The sequence below is a fragment of the Deltaproteobacteria bacterium genome (assembly GCA_013151915.1).
Lineage (GTDB): Bacteria > BMS3Abin14 > BMS3Abin14 > BMS3Abin14 > BMS3Abin14 > BMS3ABIN14.
In genome coordinates, this window is the sequence record JAADHJ010000016.1 from 78,292 (window position 1) to 95,460 (window position 17,169).

At 54.5% G+C, this 17,169-nt stretch carries 18 protein-coding genes; 15 read left to right on the plus strand and 3 right to left on the minus strand.

Annotation, left to right across the window (positions count from 1 at the left end; all coding sequences use genetic code 11):
* Positions 1-354 precede the first annotated feature (354 nt).
* Positions 355-741 (plus strand): reactive intermediate/imine deaminase, encoded by a 387-nt coding sequence (locus tag GXP52_03765; protein ID NOY86401.1) that lies wholly within the window; start codon positions 355-357, stop codon positions 739-741.
* Positions 742-1,016: 275 nt separating this feature from the next.
* The gene (locus GXP52_03770) at positions 1,017-1,184 is read left to right on the plus strand and encodes a hypothetical protein (protein ID NOY86402.1); all 168 of its coding nucleotides are present in this window, start codon (positions 1,017-1,019) and stop codon (positions 1,182-1,184) included.
* A gap of 436 nt (positions 1,185-1,620) precedes the next feature.
* Here the strand turns inward: GXP52_03770 and rpmB are convergent, their stop codons facing one another.
* Positions 1,621-1,812 (minus strand): 50S ribosomal protein L28, encoded by a 192-nt coding sequence (gene rpmB / locus GXP52_03775; GenBank protein NOY86403.1) that lies wholly within the window; start codon positions 1,810-1,812, stop codon positions 1,621-1,623.
* Positions 1,813-1,924: 112 nt separating this feature from the next.
* Between rpmB and GXP52_03780 the strand changes: the two genes are divergently transcribed.
* From GXP52_03780 to GXP52_03810, 7 genes are all read left to right on the plus strand, one after another.
* Complete coding sequence (locus GXP52_03780; protein NOY86404.1) at positions 1,925-2,134, plus strand: DUF1858 domain-containing protein; 210 nt, start codon at positions 1,925-1,927, stop codon at positions 2,132-2,134.
* A 20-nt stretch (positions 2,135-2,154) separates the two neighbouring features.
* Positions 2,155-4,239 carry an ATP-dependent DNA helicase RecG gene (gene recG / locus GXP52_03785; GenBank protein ID NOY86405.1) on the plus strand — a complete coding sequence of 695 codons (2,085 nt, stop codon included), beginning with the start codon at positions 2,155-2,157 and terminating at the stop codon, positions 4,237-4,239.
* 224 nt (positions 4,240-4,463) lie between these two features.
* Positions 4,464-4,691, plus strand: a complete 228-nt coding sequence (locus GXP52_03790; GenBank protein NOY86406.1) for a hypothetical protein — start codon at positions 4,464-4,466, stop codon at positions 4,689-4,691.
* Positions 4,688-5,110 (plus strand): nucleoside-diphosphate kinase, encoded by a 423-nt coding sequence (ndk, locus tag GXP52_03795; protein NOY86407.1) that lies wholly within the window; start codon positions 4,688-4,690, stop codon positions 5,108-5,110. Before GXP52_03790 ends, ndk begins: the two co-directional genes overlap by 4 nt.
* Positions 5,111-5,118: 8 nt before the next feature.
* A complete protein-coding gene (gene rlmN, locus GXP52_03800; GenBank protein ID NOY86408.1) occupies positions 5,119-6,156 on the plus strand; it encodes a 23S rRNA (adenine(2503)-C(2))-methyltransferase RlmN in 1,038 nt (345 codons plus the stop codon).
* Positions 6,149-7,141: a sigma-70 family RNA polymerase sigma factor gene (locus GXP52_03805; protein ID NOY86409.1), complete on the plus strand. Its 993-nt coding sequence runs from the start codon at positions 6,149-6,151 to the stop codon at positions 7,139-7,141. Before rlmN ends, GXP52_03805 begins: the two co-directional genes overlap by 8 nt.
* A 10-nt stretch (positions 7,142-7,151) precedes the next feature.
* Complete coding sequence (locus GXP52_03810) at positions 7,152-8,603, plus strand: PDZ domain-containing protein (GenBank protein ID NOY86410.1); 1,452 nt, start codon at positions 7,152-7,154, stop codon at positions 8,601-8,603.
* Positions 8,604-8,638: 35 nt separating this feature from the next.
* Here GXP52_03810 and GXP52_03815 read toward each other — a convergent pair whose 3' ends face one another.
* Positions 8,639-8,938 (minus strand): chorismate mutase, encoded by a 300-nt coding sequence (locus GXP52_03815; GenBank protein ID NOY86411.1) that lies wholly within the window; start codon positions 8,936-8,938, stop codon positions 8,639-8,641.
* A complete protein-coding gene (gene nadB / locus GXP52_03820) occupies positions 8,935-10,560 on the minus strand; it encodes an L-aspartate oxidase (protein NOY86412.1) in 1,626 nt (541 codons plus the stop codon). Before nadB ends, GXP52_03815 begins: the two co-directional genes overlap by 4 nt.
* Positions 10,561-10,886: 326 nt before the next feature.
* Between nadB and GXP52_03825 the strand changes: the two genes are divergently transcribed.
* The 6 genes from GXP52_03825 (at position 10,887) to rnc (ending at position 17,104) form a co-directional block, all read left to right on the plus strand.
* Positions 10,887-11,705, plus strand: a complete 819-nt coding sequence (locus GXP52_03825) for a hypothetical protein (GenBank protein NOY86413.1) — start codon at positions 10,887-10,889, stop codon at positions 11,703-11,705.
* A gap of 71 nt (positions 11,706-11,776) precedes the next feature.
* A complete protein-coding gene (locus tag GXP52_03830; GenBank protein ID NOY86414.1) occupies positions 11,777-12,628 on the plus strand; it encodes a tetratricopeptide repeat protein in 852 nt (283 codons plus the stop codon).
* Positions 12,629-12,876: 248 nt separating this feature from the next.
* Positions 12,877-13,593: a DUF4115 domain-containing protein gene (locus GXP52_03835; protein NOY86415.1), complete on the plus strand. Its 717-nt coding sequence runs from the start codon at positions 12,877-12,879 to the stop codon at positions 13,591-13,593.
* Entirely contained in the window at positions 13,547-15,634 is a 2,088-nt protein-coding gene (gene fusA, locus GXP52_03840; protein NOY86416.1) for an elongation factor G, read from the plus strand. Before GXP52_03835 ends, fusA begins: the two co-directional genes overlap by 47 nt.
* Positions 15,631-16,443, plus strand: a complete 813-nt coding sequence (locus GXP52_03845) for an HAD-IIB family hydrolase (protein NOY86417.1) — start codon at positions 15,631-15,633, stop codon at positions 16,441-16,443. Before fusA ends, GXP52_03845 begins: the two co-directional genes overlap by 4 nt.
* Positions 16,430-17,104, plus strand: a complete 675-nt coding sequence (gene rnc / locus GXP52_03850) for a ribonuclease III (protein ID NOY86418.1) — start codon at positions 16,430-16,432, stop codon at positions 17,102-17,104. Before GXP52_03845 ends, rnc begins: the two co-directional genes overlap by 14 nt.
* Positions 17,105-17,169 lie beyond the last annotated feature (65 nt).

The following is a 17,169-nucleotide window of genomic DNA, read 5'->3' on the forward strand; positions in this document are numbered from 1 at the left end:
GTTCAACGTTCAATGTTCAACGGGGTAGAACAGGCGATGGGCTATAGGGTAAAACAAGTTCAACGTCTAACGGGATAAAGAACGTTCAACGTTCAATGTGGAAGCAAAGAGATGTCATTGCGCCTGTCCCATGGAATCTGTTCCTGCCTTCGCCCTATGGGCTATGGTGTGACAAGCGCAATGACCAAACCTTCCGTAACCCATGTCCTGACTGCACCTGGGCACGTTGAACCTTTGAACCTTTGAACTTTGAACCTTTGAACCTTTGAACCTTTGAACGTTGAACCGTTGAACCTTTGAACTTTTGATCTTTTGACCTTGAACCTTGAACCTGATTCTCTCAGGAGGAGCGTAATGAAAAGGAAGATAATCCAAACCAAGGATGCCCCGGCGGCCATCGGGCCCTACAGCCAGGGAACCGTGCTGGGAAACCTGGTATTTACCGCAGGCCAGATCCCCCTGGATCCGGAAAGCGGAAAGCTCGTGGAAGGGGACATTACCGAGCAGGCCGGGAGGGCCCTCGGGAATCTGAAGGCGGTTCTCAATGAGGCTGGAAGCGGTATCGAACGGGTTCTGAGGCTGGACGTATATATGACCGACCTGCGCCGGTTTTCAACCGTCAACGAATTCTTCCAAGGTGTTTTCCCGGAAAATCCTCCGGCGAGGGTGACGGTGGAGGTGGCAGGGCTTCCCATGGGAGCGGAGATCGAGATCGCGGCTATCGCCGCGATTTCAAGATAAATAATTAAAGAGCGTTCAACGTTCAACGTTCAAGGTTCAACGGGGTAGAGCAGGCTATAGGGTGAAGCACGTTCAACGTTCAAAGTTCAACAGGGGTAAAATCAGTCCAGAGTCGCGGAGTCCAGAGTCCAGAGTCCAGGGTCCAGAGGGGAAAAGCGGAAGCTGAAACTTATACGACCTGTCCGCCATAGCCCGTAGGGCGACCATGGGGAGCCGCAGCGAAAATTCTGATTTAACAGGGATGAAGGGGATTAAAGGGATGGTTCATCCGGTTAATGCGCACCTTATATTATTATTTTGCTGTCATTGCGAGGAGCATCGAGGCAGACGAGAGTGACGCGGCAATCCCGTGCGGAGCTGAAAAGCTTGTCACGGCATCCTCCGGCCGCTATGGGATCGCTTCGCATGGGTTACGGCTCGCGATGACGAATGGTGGGGTATGATCCACTCCACATCCAGGTACTCATTTCCCGGATGATTCAAAGGGATAAGGCAAACACCGGAAGCGGATAAAACCTTAAAACTTTGGGTTAAAGAGCAGCTTGCCGCGACAGGGCGCGTTATTTCACCACAGTGCAGCCGCTTAAAGGCTGCTCCACAGGGTTTAAAAGAGGTTAAGATAAGGTTTAAAACTACTGATCTTTGGTTTTACCCTGTGTAATAACCCTGCCTGTCCTGAGCAAGCGGAGTGCGTCGAAGGGTGGTGTGACCTGGGAGTGGTCACGCTGTGGTAAATGGGTTTTGGACGTTGAACCTTGAACGTTGAACCTTGAACGTTGAACCTTGAACGTTCTTCATTCCGTTGAACTTTGAACATTGAACGTTTTTTATCACGTTGAACGTTGGGTTCCAGGTACCTGTTTCCAGGTTGAAGGTGTCCTAAACGGCTTTCTCGAATTTGCCGGTACGTATGCAGCGGGTACAGACCATGGCCTTCCTGACTGCGCCGTTTTCCCTGATCCTCACCGACTGCAGGTTTGGAAGGTATCGTCTCTTTGTCTTGTTGTGTGCGTGGCTTACGTTGTTGCCAACCATAGGCCCCTTGCCGCAGATGTCGCATGTTCGTGCCATGATGCCCTCCGGGGTAAATTATTTAAATGAAAAAACTTGCGGTAAAAGATTTGGATTGCTAACATAATCCCCTCTAAAAAGCAAGATCCGCATTTCATGAAAGGGCGGGAAAATGGCGAAAATTACGAAGGATATGACATTTAACGAGGTCCTTCGGGCCTACCCCGATACGATCAAGGTTTTTAGAAAGTACGACATGCAGTGTTTCGGATGCCTTGGCGCTGAGGCCGAGTCCGTTGAATACGGGGCCGTTGCCCATGGGGTGGATCTCGATATACTCCTTGATGAGCTCAATGGCGCCATCTCCGGGAACAACGGCTAGATCCCCTTGATCCGGAGGTGATGCACGGGACCGATCAGAAAACCCCTCTTACCGTTCTTAGCGGGGTAGGTGGAAAGGTTGCTGGGCGGTTCAGGTCTCTTGGGGTCGAATCCGTTGAGGATCTGATCTTCTTTTTTCCCAGAGCATACCAGGACAGAAGAAATCCGCAATCCATAACATCGTTGAGAGCCGGCGAGACTACGACCGTGCGGGCGCAGGTTCTTTCCGTCAGTGAGCGGCGTTACCGGAGAATGGCGACCCTTGAGATGATGGTCTCCGACGGGGGCGGCCTTCTGATTCTCAAATGGTTCCGGTATGGAAGGTGGCTAAGGGGAAACCTGGAGAAAAATTTCCCTCCGGGCTGCGAGATCATTGCCACTGGAAGGGTTGACATCTTCGCAGGTACCGTGGAAATGCACCATCCCGAGTTGGTTTCAGCGAAGGATGGGAACGAGCCGGGCGTTGTGCCCATATACCCTCTTACCGAGGGGGTGTCCCAACATGTGATACGCCGGGCGGCCCTGGGCGCCCTGGAGTTGATGGGGACCGGATTGGAAGATTCCATACCTGCCGGTATACTGGAAAGGTATTCCCTGCCCGCTCTTTCCGAATCGGTATGGTCCCTCCATCTTCCTCCGGAAGGAGTGGACGTAGAGGCGCTGAACCGGGGCGACAGCCCATATCATTCCAGGATAAAGTTCGATGAGCTGCTCTTTTTTCAGATGGGGATGCTTTGCCGAAGGGAGGAGTTGAAAGCGAGGGAGGGAATACCCCTCCTGGATGATAGCGCTATTGCGGATCGCTTTCTGCGCCGACTTCCCTTCAGGTTGACGGCTGCCCAGAAAAGATCACTGGATGAGATTAACGCGGACATGTCCCGTCCTGTCCCAATGCACCGTCTTCTTCAAGGTGACGTAGGGTCGGGGAAGACGGTCGTTGCTTTTCTCGCCATGCTCAGGTGCGTTTCCGCCGGACACCAGGCGGTGATGATGGTCCCGACTGAGGTCCTCGCGGATCAGCATTTCAGAAATGTTTCGGCGTGGGCCCGGGATCTTGATATACCGGTTGCGCTTTTTACCGGCAGCCTTTCCGCGAAAAAACGCGCCGACCTGAGAGACAGGGTTTTCAGGGGGGAGATTCCCCTGGTTGTCGGGACGCACGCTTTGGTGCAGGAAGGGGTTTCCTTCCATTCTCTCGCACTGGCTGTGGTGGATGAGCAGCACCGGTTCGGCGTCATGCAGAGATTGGCCCTGAGAAAAAAAGGCCGCGCGCCGCATTTTATGGTCATGACAGCCACACCAATTCCCAGGAGCCTCGCCCTTGTTGTGTACGGGGATCTGGACATTTCGACAATCGACGAGATTCCTCCCGGCAGGAGTCCCGTTCAGACACATATTTTTACCGAGTCGGACCGGGCCAGGCTGCATCTTTCCATTGCCCGGGAGGTCCGGGAAAATCGACAGGTCTTTATCGTCTATCCCCTGGTTGAAGAGTCGGAGAAACTGGACCTCCTTGCGGCAACGGAGATGGCCCGGGAATACAGCGAGCGGATCTTTCCAAATCTAAAGGTAGGGCTTCTCACGGGGCGCATGTCCTCCAGGGAGAAGGAGGAGGTCATGGAGTCCTTCCTTCGCGGGGATTATCATATTCTCGTTTCTACAACGGTCATCGAGGTCGGGGTCGATGTCCCGAACGCCTCTCTGATGGTTGTTGAACACGCTGAACGGTTCGGACTGTTCCAACTCCATCAATTGAGAGGCCGGGTGGGTAGAGGAGAACATCCTTCCCAATGCATACTCATGGTCGGCGAAAACGTGTCGGTGGATGGCAGGGAAAGGATCCAGGCGATGGAGCGGTTATCCTCCGGCTTTGAAATTGCCAGGGAGGACCTGCGCATACGCGGGCCCGGGGACTTTCTGGGTGTCAGGCAGTCGGGGATGCCGGATTTCAGATATGCGCACCCCATCAGGGACAGGGTGCTGATGGCACAGGCCCGGGAGGCCTCAAACGAACTTTTTTCCGCAGGGGGGAAACTCTCTGAGAGGCTGGCGGAACAGATGCAGGCTTTCTGGGCCGGCAGGTTGGGCCGGGCATCTTCAGGTTGATGATTTATCAACATGAAAACATTGATGGACCCGCAAAGAGTCCATCAGGAAGAGACTTTTTGCGAGGTTGTCAACATCGGAAAAGGGAGAGGTCCGCATGGGTGGTATTTACCCTGTGGTCTCGGGGGCCGAAGATGGTACAAGAAGCACTATTCGCCATAACTGCTTGATTTATAAGGGGTAACCAATATGCCTAAAAGTTGTGCAACTTGGAGGAAACCTTGATGAACGGTGAGGTGGCCTCACCTGTGCACAGGGTTTTCCACGACTTATCCACATTTTCTGTGGATAAGAAAAAGGAACTGTTATTTTACGGTAGTTTAAAAGAATTCCCCCATGTTCAGACAGGATGTGCGCTAAGCGTGCATCCCGGGGCGGGGGTGGAACCGGAGAGACTTTCTACGAGGTTGTCGATGAAGAAGGTCGAGATGAAAGGAGAACGGGGTAAATGAAGGAGAGAACACTTTCGATCGTAAAACCGGACGGTGTGGAGAAATGCGTCATCGGGAATGTCCTGACCCGGTTTGAAGGCGCCGGTATGCGTATCCTCGCCATGAAGATGGTTCACCTTTCCCCCGAACAGGCCGGAGGATTTTATATCGTCCACAGGGCTCGACCTTTCTACGGGGAACTGATTGATTACGTGTCCTCCGGTCCCATCGTCGTCCTTGTCCTTGAAGGCGGCAACGCCATAAAGACCGTCAGGGATATCATGGGCGCAACGGATCCGGCCGAAGCGGCGACTGGAACCATCCGCGCGGATCTGGCCGACAGTATTGAACGGAATATTGTCCACGGGTCCGATTCCCCGGAATCCGCTGCCTACGAGATACCGTATTTCTTCCCGGAGATAGAGATTCATTCGAAGTGAAAATCCAGATGAAAAATTTTTTCGATCAAACATTCGACCAGCTTGAAGCGACCATCGGTAAGATGGATCCGCGGGCCTACAGGGTCGAACAGGTGCTCAGGTGGGTCTACAGGATGGCGGTGGATGACTTTTCCCTGATGACAGACATGCCGGGCGACATCAGGGAATCCCTTTCGGCTTCCATGGACCTGAAGCCCATGTCCCTGCAAAAAAGTGTTGGGGCAGCCGATGGAACCCTTAAATTCCTGTACCGGCTGGCCGACGGCGAACTCATAGAATCCGTTCTTATACCTGAAGACGGCCATAATACCCTCTGTATTTCCACACAGGCCGGTTGTGGAATGGGTTGCGGGTTCTGTGAAAGCGGAGCCCAGGGTTTCAGGAGGAATCTCTCCCAGGGCGAAATTCTGGCCCAGATCGTATATGCCATCCGGTATCTTGGAGACAGGCGTTTCCTTCGAAACCTGGTATTTATGGGGATGGGCGAGCCTCTTTTAAACCTGGGATCACTCATCCCCGCCCTTGGTGTTATTCTTGACGGGAGAGGGTTTGATTTCAGCCCAAGAAGGGTTACGGTTTCCACCTGTGGTTGGGTGCCGGGTATCCGCCGGTTGGGAAGGGCGGACCTTGGTGTTAATCTGGCTCTTTCACTCAATGCGGCGGACGACGAGACCAGAAGCGCGATTATGCCTGTCAACAGAAAATATCCTCTCAGGACGGTTATGAACTCGATCCGTAAATTTCCGCGGCGTCCCCGGCAGAGGATCACCTTTGAATACGTCCTGATATCGGGTGTCAACGACCGTCCGGAAGATGCCGCGATGGTGGTGAAACTGCTTCATGGCATACCCGCCAAGGTCAACATCATCTCCTACAACAGGACCTCAGCGGGGTTTTCGGCCCCTGACTATGAGCGCATGGAGTGGTTTCAAAACCTGCTTGGCGGTTCGGGCCTGCTCGCAACGGTCAGAAGGAGCCGTGGAGAGGACATCGGCGCCGCCTGCGGGCAGTTGACGGCGTCCGCGGCGGGAGGCGTCGATGGCTGAGAAAAAGACCCGCGGGAGAGGGTCCGGGTCAAAAAAGGCCGGTAAGGCCGTCAAACCCGTGGAGATATTGCCGTCAGGGAAAGACCTGAAGAAGAAAGCGGCCATCAAGAAGGGGTCCACGCCATCGGATCGCCCGGTTCGATATGATCCTCTTTCCGCATTTTACAACGATATCAGGCATTACCCTGTTCTCACCCGGGAGGAGGAGAAGGCGCTCGCCATCCGTTATCACGAGGAAAACGATATCGATGCGGCCTACAGCCTGGTCACATCCAATCTTAAACTGGTCGTCAAGATCGCCATGGAATACCGCAGGCTCTGGAAAGAGATCATCGACCTTGTACAGGAGGGAAACGTCGGCCTGATGCAGGCGGTGAAGAAATACGACCCCTACCGGGGTGTGCGATTCTCCTCCTACGCCGCCTGGTGGATCAGGGCCTATATCATCCGTTACATAATGAACAATACGAGGATGGTGAAGCTTGGGACCACCCAGGCCCAGAGGACCCTTTATTTTCAGATGGGAAAGGAGAGGGAAAGACTCAGAAAGATGGGCATAGAACCGGACACAAAGGCCCTGGCCAAATCCCTCCAGGTCAAGGAGTCGGAGGTCGAGGAGATGACCCAGCGGCTGAGCGGCGGGGACGTGTCCATGGAGGCCGCCAGGGGAGACGCGGAAAGCGGGTTTACCATGCTGGACGCAATTCCGTCCCCGGAACCGGGAGCGGACGAGATCGTAGCGGATGTTCAGGCGAGAACCATCTATCTCGAAAAACTTTCGGAGTTCGTCGCAGCTCTCTCCGAAAGGGACAGAAAAATCTTCACCTCCCGATGGATGCGGGACGATCCTTACACCCTGCAGGAAATTGGCGACAAACTTGGCATTACCCGGGAGAGAGTCCGTCAGTTGGAGGCCAGAATCATGAAGAATCTTAGGGCGTACCTGGAAAAAGAGGGCCTCAGCGGCTCAGATTTTTTCAGCTGAGAGGGGCCTCATGCCGACTCTAAAGAAATTTCCCGGCTTCATAATACTTACACTGACACTGGTGTTGCTGACCGGAAAAACCGTGTCCGCCTCAGCCGATGTACAGAACGACGAAATCCTCGCCCTGAAAAATACCAGCCGTGCTTTCGTTCGGATAGCCAGGGACGTCACGCCGTCGGTTGTCAATATCAAGACCTTTCGGAAGGGTGGTGGGCCTGCCTCACTGGGCGATCACGGTTTTGGGGACATGCTGGAGCCTTTCAGGGAATTTTTTGGTGATGATTTTACCAGGCGCTTCTTCCGGACCCCCGATGAGAGGATGGTCCAGCTTTCCCTGGGTTCCGGTGTCATCGTCAGGCCCGAAGGGATTGTCCTCACCAACAACCACGTAATAAAAGGAGCCGATCTTATCAAGGTCACGCTCCAGGATCGGACCGAGATCGAGGCCAGTGTTGTCGGAAGTGACCCCCGGACCGATATCGCCGTCCTGAAGCTGCCCCGGGGGTCCTATCCCAGCGCACGGATGGGGGATTCCGACTCCCTTGAAGTAGGTGAGTGGGTCGTTGCCATTGGAAACCCGTTCGGCCTGGGTAAGAGCGTGACGGTGGGTGTGGTCAGTGCCAAGGGAAGGGCCAACGTGGGAATTGCCGACCTGGAGGATTTTATCCAGACGGACGCCGCCATTAACCCCGGGAACAGCGGAGGACCGCTTATCAACCTTCAGGGCGAGGTAATTGGAATCAACACCGCCATCTTCAGCAGAAGCGGGGGGTACCAGGGGATCGGATTCGCCATCCCGTCAAACATGGTCAAGACGATCCTGGAGAGCCTTCTGAAGACTGGAAAGGTCGTCCGTACAGATCTGGGCCTGCGCGTACAGGAGGCTACCGGAAACCTCATTGACGCCCTGGGAGCGGGAGATAGAAGAGGGGTTGTTGTAAACGAGGTAATCCCGGGAAGTGTAGCGGAAAAGGCCGGTATCGTTCGTGGAGATCTTATAGCCCGGGTCAGGGGGAGGGATGTCCCGGATGTGAATATCTTTTACACCGTTGTCAGCCTGCTCCCTGTCGATGAGAAGGTGCCGGTGGTTGTTATCAGAAAAGGGATTCCCATTACGATCATGGTCAAGGCAGGCTTCCTCCCCCCCCGTCCCCAGGATTCATCGGTAAGGCTGAGAACGGCGCTGGGTTTTTCCGTAGAGGAGTTGACCGAGGATGTGGCCTCCAGGCTTGGATACAGATATGAACGAGGGGTCCTCGTGACGGCAGTGGTCAGATACAGCAAGGCGGACAGGGCCGGAATCGAGCCCGGCGATCTCGTGCTGGGTGTAAACGGCCATGATACGCCCGATTTGAAGGCCTTCCAGACACGGTTCAAGGCCATGGAGTGGGGTTCGGAAGTCGCTCTCAAAATGGAGAGGGGCACCAAAACGTACAGCGTGACCATGATTCTGACACAATAGGGCGCAGGGCTGGTCTGACTGTTCCGTCCTTTCTCCTACGATTTTTCCTCCAGGGCCCGGCATTCCCGGATGACCGTCTCGAAAATCCGTTGGAGGGAGTCGGTGGACAGCGGGCCGGACGCAGATCTGACGATGGTGTCCAGGATGCTCTTTTCCCTCACGGAATCATGGATCGGCAGCCCCAGGGAGGTTTTTATCTCCCCCGCTTTTATGGCGAGCTCCGCCCTTTCCTGAAAAAGCGCAATGGTCCGGACGTCTATTTCGTCGATGGAAGATCTGATGTCGGACAACCTGTCCGGGTGATCCGCTGTCTTCGGCCGTTTGCCATCCGTCATCTCCTGGTCTCCTCGTTCTTCCTGTTGATGATCGTGTCGAACTTCAGGCTGTCGTCGCTTTCAGGATAGTCCAGGGTAAAATGGAGCCCCCGGCTTTCCTTCCTTGCCATAGCGCAGCGCACAATCAATGAGCCCACGGTGACCAGATTTCTCAACTCTATGAGCTCGCGAGTGATGCGGAAGTTCCAGTAATATTCATCAACCTCCCGCTGGAGGAGATCGATCCGGTGCTTGGCCCTCTCCAGCCTTCGGTTGGTGCGGACGATCCCCACATAGTTCCACATGGTCCTGCGGATCTCGTCCCAGTTGTGTGTAATGACCACCTGTTCGTCGGAATCCACCGCGTCACCCGGGTCCCAATCAGGGATGTGGGGCATAGGAGCCGAAGAGATTGCCCCCCAGTCCCTTTTCAGGGCATCGGCTATATGGTCCGCCATGACAACGGCTTCCAGCAGCGAATTGCTGGCGAGACGGTTGGCGCCGTGCAGACCGGTGCAGGCCACCTCACCACAGGCGAAAAGCCCGGGAACGGTTGTTTTTCCGTCCATGTCGGTCAGGACCCCGCCGCAGGTATAATGCGCCGCCGGGACAACCGGAATGGACTCCTTCGTCATGTCGTACCCGAGTTGGAGACACCTTTCATAAATGTTCGGGAAACGTTCCATGATCTGTTTCGCCGGTTTATGGGTGCTGTCCAGCAGGACGTAGTCGTCCCCGCTCTTCTTGAGTTCGGAGTCGATGGCCCTGGCGACAATGTCACGGGGCGCAAGGTCTTTCATGGGATGGTACCTCTCCATGAACGCCTCGCCGTCCATGGTTCGGAGGACGGCCCCTTCGCCTCGAACGGCCTCGCTGATGAGGAATGATTTCGCCTCAGGATGGAAAAGGCATGTGGGATGGAACTGAATGAACTCCATGTTCGCCACATCGGCGCCCGCACGGTAGGCCATGGCCACACCGGCGCCGGTGGCCACCTCGGGATTGCTGGTGTACAGATAAACCTTCCCGGATCCCCCGCTGGCAAGGATTACCGCACGGGCGGACCAGGGGATAACCTCGCCGGATTCCGCACTGTGAACGTAGCAGCCGATGCATCTGTTTTCAGGGGTGGCATCCGTCCCTTTCACGCCTCCCGAAAGGCCGGCCGTAACCAGGTTCAGCGCTGTATGGTTTTCCAGGAGGTCGATACGGTCCGAGGTGCGGACGGTCTGGAGCAAGGCCCTTTCAACTTCCCTGCCCGTCATGTCCGCCGCGTGTACGATGCGACGGTGGGAGTGGCCTCCCTCTCTTCCCAAATCCAGTTCGCCCTTCGCGGAAACATTAAACCTGGCGCCAAAATCGATCAGTTCCCTGATGGCCTGGGGCCCCTCACGCACTATTGATTCCACGGCCTCGCTGCGGCAGAGGCCCGCTCCGGCGGTATGGGTATCCCTTATGTGGTATTCAAAACGGTCCGCGCTATCCAGGACGGTCGCTATCCCTCCCTGGGCCTGGGATGTTGATGTGTCATCCGCTTCCTTCTTGGTAATAATCGTTACCCTGGCGAACTTGGACAGGTTCAGGGCCGCCGTGAGCCCCGCCACCCCGCTGCCGATTATCAGGATGTCGCTTTCTCTGGCCATCTCTTTCTCCCATTCGTTCCGATTTTGAAATTCATGAGGTTGCCGGCCGGGTGGCGCCCGGAGAAGGTTACACTTGCCTTATGATGGTTTTTCAGGTCGTGTTTCAGAACGATAATATCGACAGGGTCGTAATAAAGTCCATTCGTGGCTTTTTACCCCACGGAAAGCGAAAAGTATCATTTCCGCTTCTCTCACACCCAAATTAACACATTTATTCAGGGTGGAAAAGATATATGCTCCGGTGAGTTGCGCATGATGGGACTTGCGCCTGCTTGACCCATTTGGTATTAATAGCCCGGTCGCCTGAGACCATAGGGAGGTTTGTTGTGTTCGTGCTGAAACCGGAGCTTGATGAGGTTCCTTTCCTGCCCGACGACCTTGTGAAGGTCAACCGCGGGATGAACATGGTTAAAGTTTCAGTGGGCGAACACCATTCTGAACCGGCGGAGGTATATATCGCAACCGCCCAGGACGGCGGAAACCTCTCGACCTACATTGTTTTCTACCTGACAGAGCCGGGGGTCAGGGCCCTTTACGGTTTTGATGGAAATCCCTATCCTTCGCCGCAGAGAATAAACGTTGAGACGGAAGCCCTGGAGTTCGTTGAGGAGATGGGGGCCATCCTTGAGGACATAGGGTGGGAGACAATGTCCGCCGAAAACAGAATGGGCTGGCTGGGTCAGCAGTTCCTGTTTTCCCCGGAGGATGAACTCGCCGAGATGGATCCGGAACCGGGGGAAGTTGAAAGTGATGATATTTTAGAAGAGATTCAGATTGTGGAACCCTTGTCCGTGGAAACGGAAGATGTTGTTGGCGAGGAAATCGAACCCGGGTCGGCCGGGGAGCCCGTCCGGGCTGCCGAGACGGAAGAGGACCCTGAGGAAAATGATGTTGAGCTGAAAAGAACCCTGGACGGAGGGGACGGAAAGATAGTTTTTGCCGAAGATCAGTTCGACGAGATGCTCAAGAAGGCGTTTATCAACCCCTCGGACGATGTTTCCGCCGGGGGGCCGGATCCCGGGAAAGAACAGCGACCTCCGGAAATCGCCGAGGTCGTCAAGGCAGAGCCGGACCCTCATGGTTCTCCCGCAGCTGAAGAGTTTTCTGATGCGGAAAGAATTCTCCGATTTCTGTCCAAAATGTGATGACTTCGTAAGAAGTCATCACCGCGCCGCTTAAGGGGCGCTCAAATCGAAGATTTGTGAGGAAAGCGGAAATGACATTTTTCGCTTTCCGTGGAGTAAAAAGCCATCCTACCAGATGTGAGAAACCCATTTCCAAGGAGGATAAGGTGTTGACCCGACCGAAGAGTGTGTTTCTCGGACTTTTCCTGCTGTTTTTTACTGTTTTTATTGCATCCTGTGTTTCCACACCGGAGAAAAAGTCGGTAGGTATCCAGGAAGCTGATCTTCACCTCCGGATAGGTATCAATTATCTGGTGAAGGGAAATATCGAAATGGCCGATTTCGAGCTGAGCAAAGCGGAGCGTCTCAATCCCCGTAATCCCGAGGTCCATTTCGCGCTTGGAACGGTAGACATTGCCAAAAAGGAATACGCTGAGGCCATTGTCCAGTTCAACCGGACCGTAGCTATCGACAAGGATTATGCCGACGCCTATAATAACATGGGTTTTGCTTATCTGAAATTAGGGCAGTGGGATAAGGCCATCCAATCCTGTAATAAGGCGCTGAAATCCATCGGATACCAGACACCCGAGAAAGCTCTCACAATTATCGGCAAGGCCTACTACAGAAAGGGCGACAAGGGCAGGGCGATCGAATACCTTCAGCGGGCGCTTGCCATTGACCCGAAGGAGCCCCAGTCGGCCAACACCATGGCACGGATATACCTTGAGGATGGAAATGTCGATAAAGCCAAGCGTATCCTCTCGGGAGTCATAGAGAACCACCCCAATTACGCCAATGCCAGGTTGAATATGGGGATCGCCTTATATAAGGAGCAGGATTTCCGCGCCGCAAAAAAGGAGTTTAACAAGGTCCTGGAACTGGTGGACAAGAAAAGCGCTGAAGGGCAATTGGCCAGGGGCTACCTGGATCTTATTAAATGAATCGAAGATTTGCGAGGAAAGTGAAAATGACATTTTTCGCTTTCCATTGAGTAAAAAGCCATGGATGGACTTTTTACGACCTTATCAATAATGATGACTTCTTGTGAAGTCATCATCGCGCCCTCTTTAGGGCGCCCAAATCGAAGATTTGTGAGGAAAGCGGAAATGACATTTTTCGCTTTCCGTTGAGTAAAAAGCCATGGATGGACTTTTTACGATCTTATCAATGCTGAAAGTGTGTGCCGCCGATGAATCGGGAGATCGGAGAACATCTGAGGCTTCTCAGGGAAGAATCCGGGGTGGACCTGCATTCACTGGCTGCAAGTACCAGGATAGGCGTCAGGCAGCTCACGGCACTGGAAAATGGCGACTTTGACGAGCTTCCCGGCATCGTTTTCATTCGCGGGTACATTCGTAATATCTGCTCCGAACTGAATCGCAATCCTCAGAAACTTATCAATATGCTGGATGAGGGGTTCTTTGAGGAGGAACCTGAGGAGCCGCCCCCTGCCGATGGGGGCCCGCGGAGAGTTTTCCTTCCGGCAGCCGTAGCTTCAGTCGTTTTCGTCACCCTTTTGATCGGCGGCTATCTCCTCCTTGGGAGAAACGGTGGCGTTCGTCCGACCGATAGGAGTGAGCAGGGCAAGGTGAAGGCTGCCGCCGATCTTCTCCCGATGGATACCGATGAGCAGGCTCTCAGCCGGTCGGAGGCGCTTCAGGATCTTGACCTCGCTATTCATGCCGTCGAAAAAACCTGGCTGAGGATTCATACGGACGGGTCCGCACCCTGGGAGACGACGATGAGGCCCGGCGATGTCGTTCATCTGAGGGCGAATGAGAGCATTGTTCTGCTGATCGGGAATGCCGGGGGAATCTTCTTCGAGTTGAACGGAAAGCGGTTTGGTCCTCCGGGTTCCCATGGCCAGGTTATCTCCAATTACGTCATTACCAGGGATAATCTTTAAGGTGAAATCTGAATTGTCTGTTGAAAGATTGCGAAATATCGGGGTTATTGCCCATATAGACGCAGGTAAAACCACCACAACGGAGCGGATCCTCTTCTACACCGGCAAGATACACCGGATGGGTGAGGTGGATGATGGATCCACCCAGATGGATTGGATGCCGCAGGAACAGGAGCGGGGTATAACCATTACCTCCGCCGCGACAACCTGCCGATGGCGGGATTGTTTCATCAACATCATTGATACCCCCGGCCATGTTGATTTTACTGCCGAAGTAGAGAGGTCCCTCCGTGTCCTTGATGGCGCAGTTGTTATTTTCTGTGCCGTAGCCGGTGTTCAGCCACAGTCCGAGAAGGTCTGGAGACAGGCCGATAAATATCATGTTCCTCGTATAGTATTCGTTAATAAATTAGATAGGATAGGAGCAAAACATAATAAAGCACTTGAAGAGATGAAATCTATCCTTGACGCTGCGCCCCTTCCTCTGCAAATGCCCGTCGGTGAGGAATCCGGGTTTTCCGGCGTCGTGGATCTTCTGACTATGGAACTCATTACCTGGGAAGACGACGAGACGGCAAATCCCATTAGATCCCCGGTGCCTGAAGAACTGAGGGAAGACGCAGTTTCATGTAGGGACTCCCTTCTGGAGCTTCTTTCCGAGTCCGATGAGAGGGTAATGGAACTTTTTCTCGAGGGAAAGGATGTGCCCCGGGACCTGGTGATGGAGGCGGTTCGCCGGGGGACTCTCAGGAGGGAATTCTACCCGGTTCTGTTTGGATCTTCCCTGAAGAATAAAGGTGTTCAGCCGCTGCTCGACGCCATCGTCGATTATCTCCCATCCCCTCTGGACCTTTCGGCCGTGTCAGGTACCTGGAAGGGAGAGAAAATTTTCAGGGCTCCTGATCCTGATGAATCCTTCAGCGCCCTCATGTTCAAGATCATGACCTACTCCGGGAGACCCAACCTCTACTACGTTCGGGTATATTCCGGGAGCCGTCGGGTCGGCGAGAAAATGTTCAATGCCAGGTCCGGGAAAGTGGAGCGGGCCCTGAAAATCCTCAGGATGCACGCCAACCGCAGGGAGGAAATACAACAGATGGATGCCGGGGACATCGTTGCGCTGGTGGGTCTTAAGGACGCCCGTTCAGGGGATACATTGTGCGATGGACAGACTCCCATCGTCCTGGAGGAACTCTCCTTTCCGGAGCCTGTTATCTTCATCGCCATCGAGCCGAAAAGTGCGAAAGACCAGGAGAGGATGATGGATGTCCTTTCCCTGCTGGCCCAGGAGGACCCCAGTTTCGGCGTCAAGGTGGATGAGGAAACAGGTCAGGTCATACTCAGCGGCATGGGTGAGCTTCACCTGGAGGTGCTGGTCGACAGACTTTTTCAGGATTTCAAGGTCGAAGGAAGGGTGGGCAAGCCACAGGTGTCATATCGCGAAACCATCACCCGGCAGGTCACGGCTCAGGAGAGATTTGCCAGGGAGATCGCCGGGAAAGAGCACGAGGTGTCCATAACCCTCAAAGTGGAGCCGCTCCCAAGGGGGGGGAAGGTCCAGTACGTCGATGCATGCCCGGACGGTCAGGTTCCGGCCGAATTCAAAGGTCTTGTCGCTCAGAGTATTTACGATGCGGCGTCCAGCGGAGCCTTGGCCGGGTACCCGGTCATTGACATTCAAGCCACCTTGTTGGATTGTGCCCACAACCATGAGCGTTCCACTGACATTGCCTACCGTGCCGCCGCCGTCAACGCTTTTAACAGGTGTTTAAGGGAAGGTGTCCCGGTTCTTCTGGAGCCTTTCATGTCGGTGGAGGTTGAAACGCCGGGTGAATTTACGGGTGAGGTTATGGGAAGCCTCAATGCCAGGCGGGCGGTGATACAGGGCACGGACAGACATGGCCAGGTGGATGTCGTCAGGGCCAAGGTGCCCCTCAAGGAGATGTTTGGATACACTACATCCTTAAGGTCGGTTACCCAGGGAAGGGGTGTGTTTTCCATGGAATTGTCACATTATAAGCCTGTGGAAAAACAATCATGACGTTCGTTGTGTTTACCGATCTGGACGGCACCCTCCTGGACCATGATACCTATGGATTCAGAATGGCTCTGCCCGCTCTGGACATGCTGCTCAGGAGAAATATCGCGATTGTGCCGGTCACCAGCAAAACCTTGACCGAGGTACGGTGGTGGATGGGTATCCTCGGGATCAAAGGACCCTTTATCTATGAAAATGGCGGCGGAATCATTATCCCCGAAGACTACTTCCCCGGAAAGGTCCAGGGGGCTTCCAGGGAGGAGATCGGGTTGAGGATTTCCCTGGGCAGGAAGATTTGTGATGTGCGGAATGCCCTGAGGGATATGGCCGTTGAACTCGGATTATCCATTCGGGTATACGGGGACATGTCATATGGCGAGATAGCATCAACGACGGGGCTGCAGGGCCGGGAGTTGGAAAACAGCAAAAGGCGTGAATTCGACGAACCTTTCCTCGTCGATGGAGATTATGATCAGGATGCGTTAATGAAATCCGCGCGGTCCAGGGGGATGACGGTCATTCGTGGAGGGCGTTTCTACCATCTGGTCGGTGGCTGTGACAAGGGGAAGGCGGTCCGGATACTGATGGACCTTTTTCGCAGAAAGTGCGGAGATATTATTTCCATGGGCATAGGTGACAGCGAAAACGACATCGGTCTTTTTCAGGCCGTGGACCTGCCCTTTCTGGTACAGCGCCCGGATGCGACCTACTCGCCCGGAATCCCGGCGGTTGCGGCCGAGAGGGTCGCAGCCCCCGGTCCGGCGGGATGGCGGCTGGCCATAGAAGGGTTCGTTTCCAGTGAAATCAATTGAGGCCCGGCTGGGATATCGCTTCCGGGACAGAAGGCTCCTGACCCAGGCCTTGACCCACCCATCGGCCGTATCCGAGGGCAGGTCCGATGGCCCTGACTATCAGCGGTTGGAGTTTCTTGGTGATGCGGTCCTTCAGCTTGTCGTCTCCCAGATTCTCATGTCCCGTTACCCCCAACGGGGTGAAGGGGACCTTAGTTTCATCAGGTCGGAAATTGTCAGGAAGGAGAACCTTGCCGACAGGGGAGAAAATATAGGGATACTTGAGCACATCATTACGGGGCCCAGCCTTGCGTCCGCCGAAAGTGTTGCCTTCAGGACGGTGGCGGCCGAGGCGCTGGAATCGATTTTTGGCGCGGTATTTCTGGACGGTGGTTGGGATGCGGCCAGGAAAGCGACCGTTTTGGTCCTGGGGGATTTTCCGAATCCGGGTGATGGTCTGAAAGGGTCCAAATCCCTCCTGCAGGAGATCATCCAGGGCCGTTTTGACGGCGACGTCCCCGTCTACAGGGTTGAGGAACTGAGCCATGGAACTCCGGAGAGCAGGTTTCAGGCTGCAGTTTACCACGGGAAAAGGTTGCTTGGAACAGGTTCGGGGAGGAGCAAGAAGAGGGCCGAGGAATCGGCGGCCGAAAGAGCGCTCAGAAAGCTGAAGGATCCATAAAACTTCGCTTTGCGTTGAGTAAAAAGCCATTAATGAAAAAGGGCATGGCGACAGGTTTTCGAGGG

What these genes read in the sequence shown, in the direction of transcription:
- GXP52_03765 (NOY86401.1), top strand. Translation starts at nt 355, where the DNA reads ATGAAAAGGAAGATAATCCAAACCAAGGATGCCCCGGCGGCCATCGGG.
- GXP52_03770 (NOY86402.1), top strand. Translation starts at nt 1,017, where the DNA reads ATGCGCACCTTATATTATTATTTTGCTGTCATTGCGAGGAGCATCGAG.
- rpmB (NOY86403.1), bottom strand. Translation starts at nt 1,812, where the DNA reads ATGGCACGAACATGCGACATCTGCGGCAAGGGGCCTATGGTTGGCAAC.
- GXP52_03780 (NOY86404.1), top strand. Translation starts at nt 1,925, where the DNA reads ATGGCGAAAATTACGAAGGATATGACATTTAACGAGGTCCTTCGGGCC.
- recG (NOY86405.1), top strand. Translation starts at nt 2,155, where the DNA reads ATGCACGGGACCGATCAGAAAACCCCTCTTACCGTTCTTAGCGGGGTA.
- GXP52_03790 (NOY86406.1), top strand. Translation starts at nt 4,464, where the DNA reads ATGAACGGTGAGGTGGCCTCACCTGTGCACAGGGTTTTCCACGACTTA.
- ndk (NOY86407.1), top strand. Translation starts at nt 4,688, where the DNA reads ATGAAGGAGAGAACACTTTCGATCGTAAAACCGGACGGTGTGGAGAAA.
- rlmN (NOY86408.1), top strand. Translation starts at nt 5,119, where the DNA reads ATGAAAAATTTTTTCGATCAAACATTCGACCAGCTTGAAGCGACCATC.
- GXP52_03805 (NOY86409.1), top strand. Translation starts at nt 6,149, where the DNA reads ATGGCTGAGAAAAAGACCCGCGGGAGAGGGTCCGGGTCAAAAAAGGCC.
- GXP52_03810 (NOY86410.1), top strand. Translation starts at nt 7,152, where the DNA reads ATGCCGACTCTAAAGAAATTTCCCGGCTTCATAATACTTACACTGACA.
- GXP52_03815 (NOY86411.1), bottom strand. Translation starts at nt 8,938, where the DNA reads ATGACGGATGGCAAACGGCCGAAGACAGCGGATCACCCGGACAGGTTG.
- nadB (NOY86412.1), bottom strand. Translation starts at nt 10,560, where the DNA reads ATGGCCAGAGAAAGCGACATCCTGATAATCGGCAGCGGGGTGGCGGGG.
- GXP52_03830 (NOY86414.1), top strand. Translation starts at nt 11,777, where the DNA reads ATGACATTTTTCGCTTTCCGTGGAGTAAAAAGCCATCCTACCAGATGT.
- GXP52_03835 (NOY86415.1), top strand. Translation starts at nt 12,877, where the DNA reads ATGAATCGGGAGATCGGAGAACATCTGAGGCTTCTCAGGGAAGAATCC.
- fusA (NOY86416.1), top strand. Translation starts at nt 13,547, where the DNA reads ATGGCCAGGTTATCTCCAATTACGTCATTACCAGGGATAATCTTTAAG.
- GXP52_03845 (NOY86417.1), top strand. Translation starts at nt 15,631, where the DNA reads ATGACGTTCGTTGTGTTTACCGATCTGGACGGCACCCTCCTGGACCAT.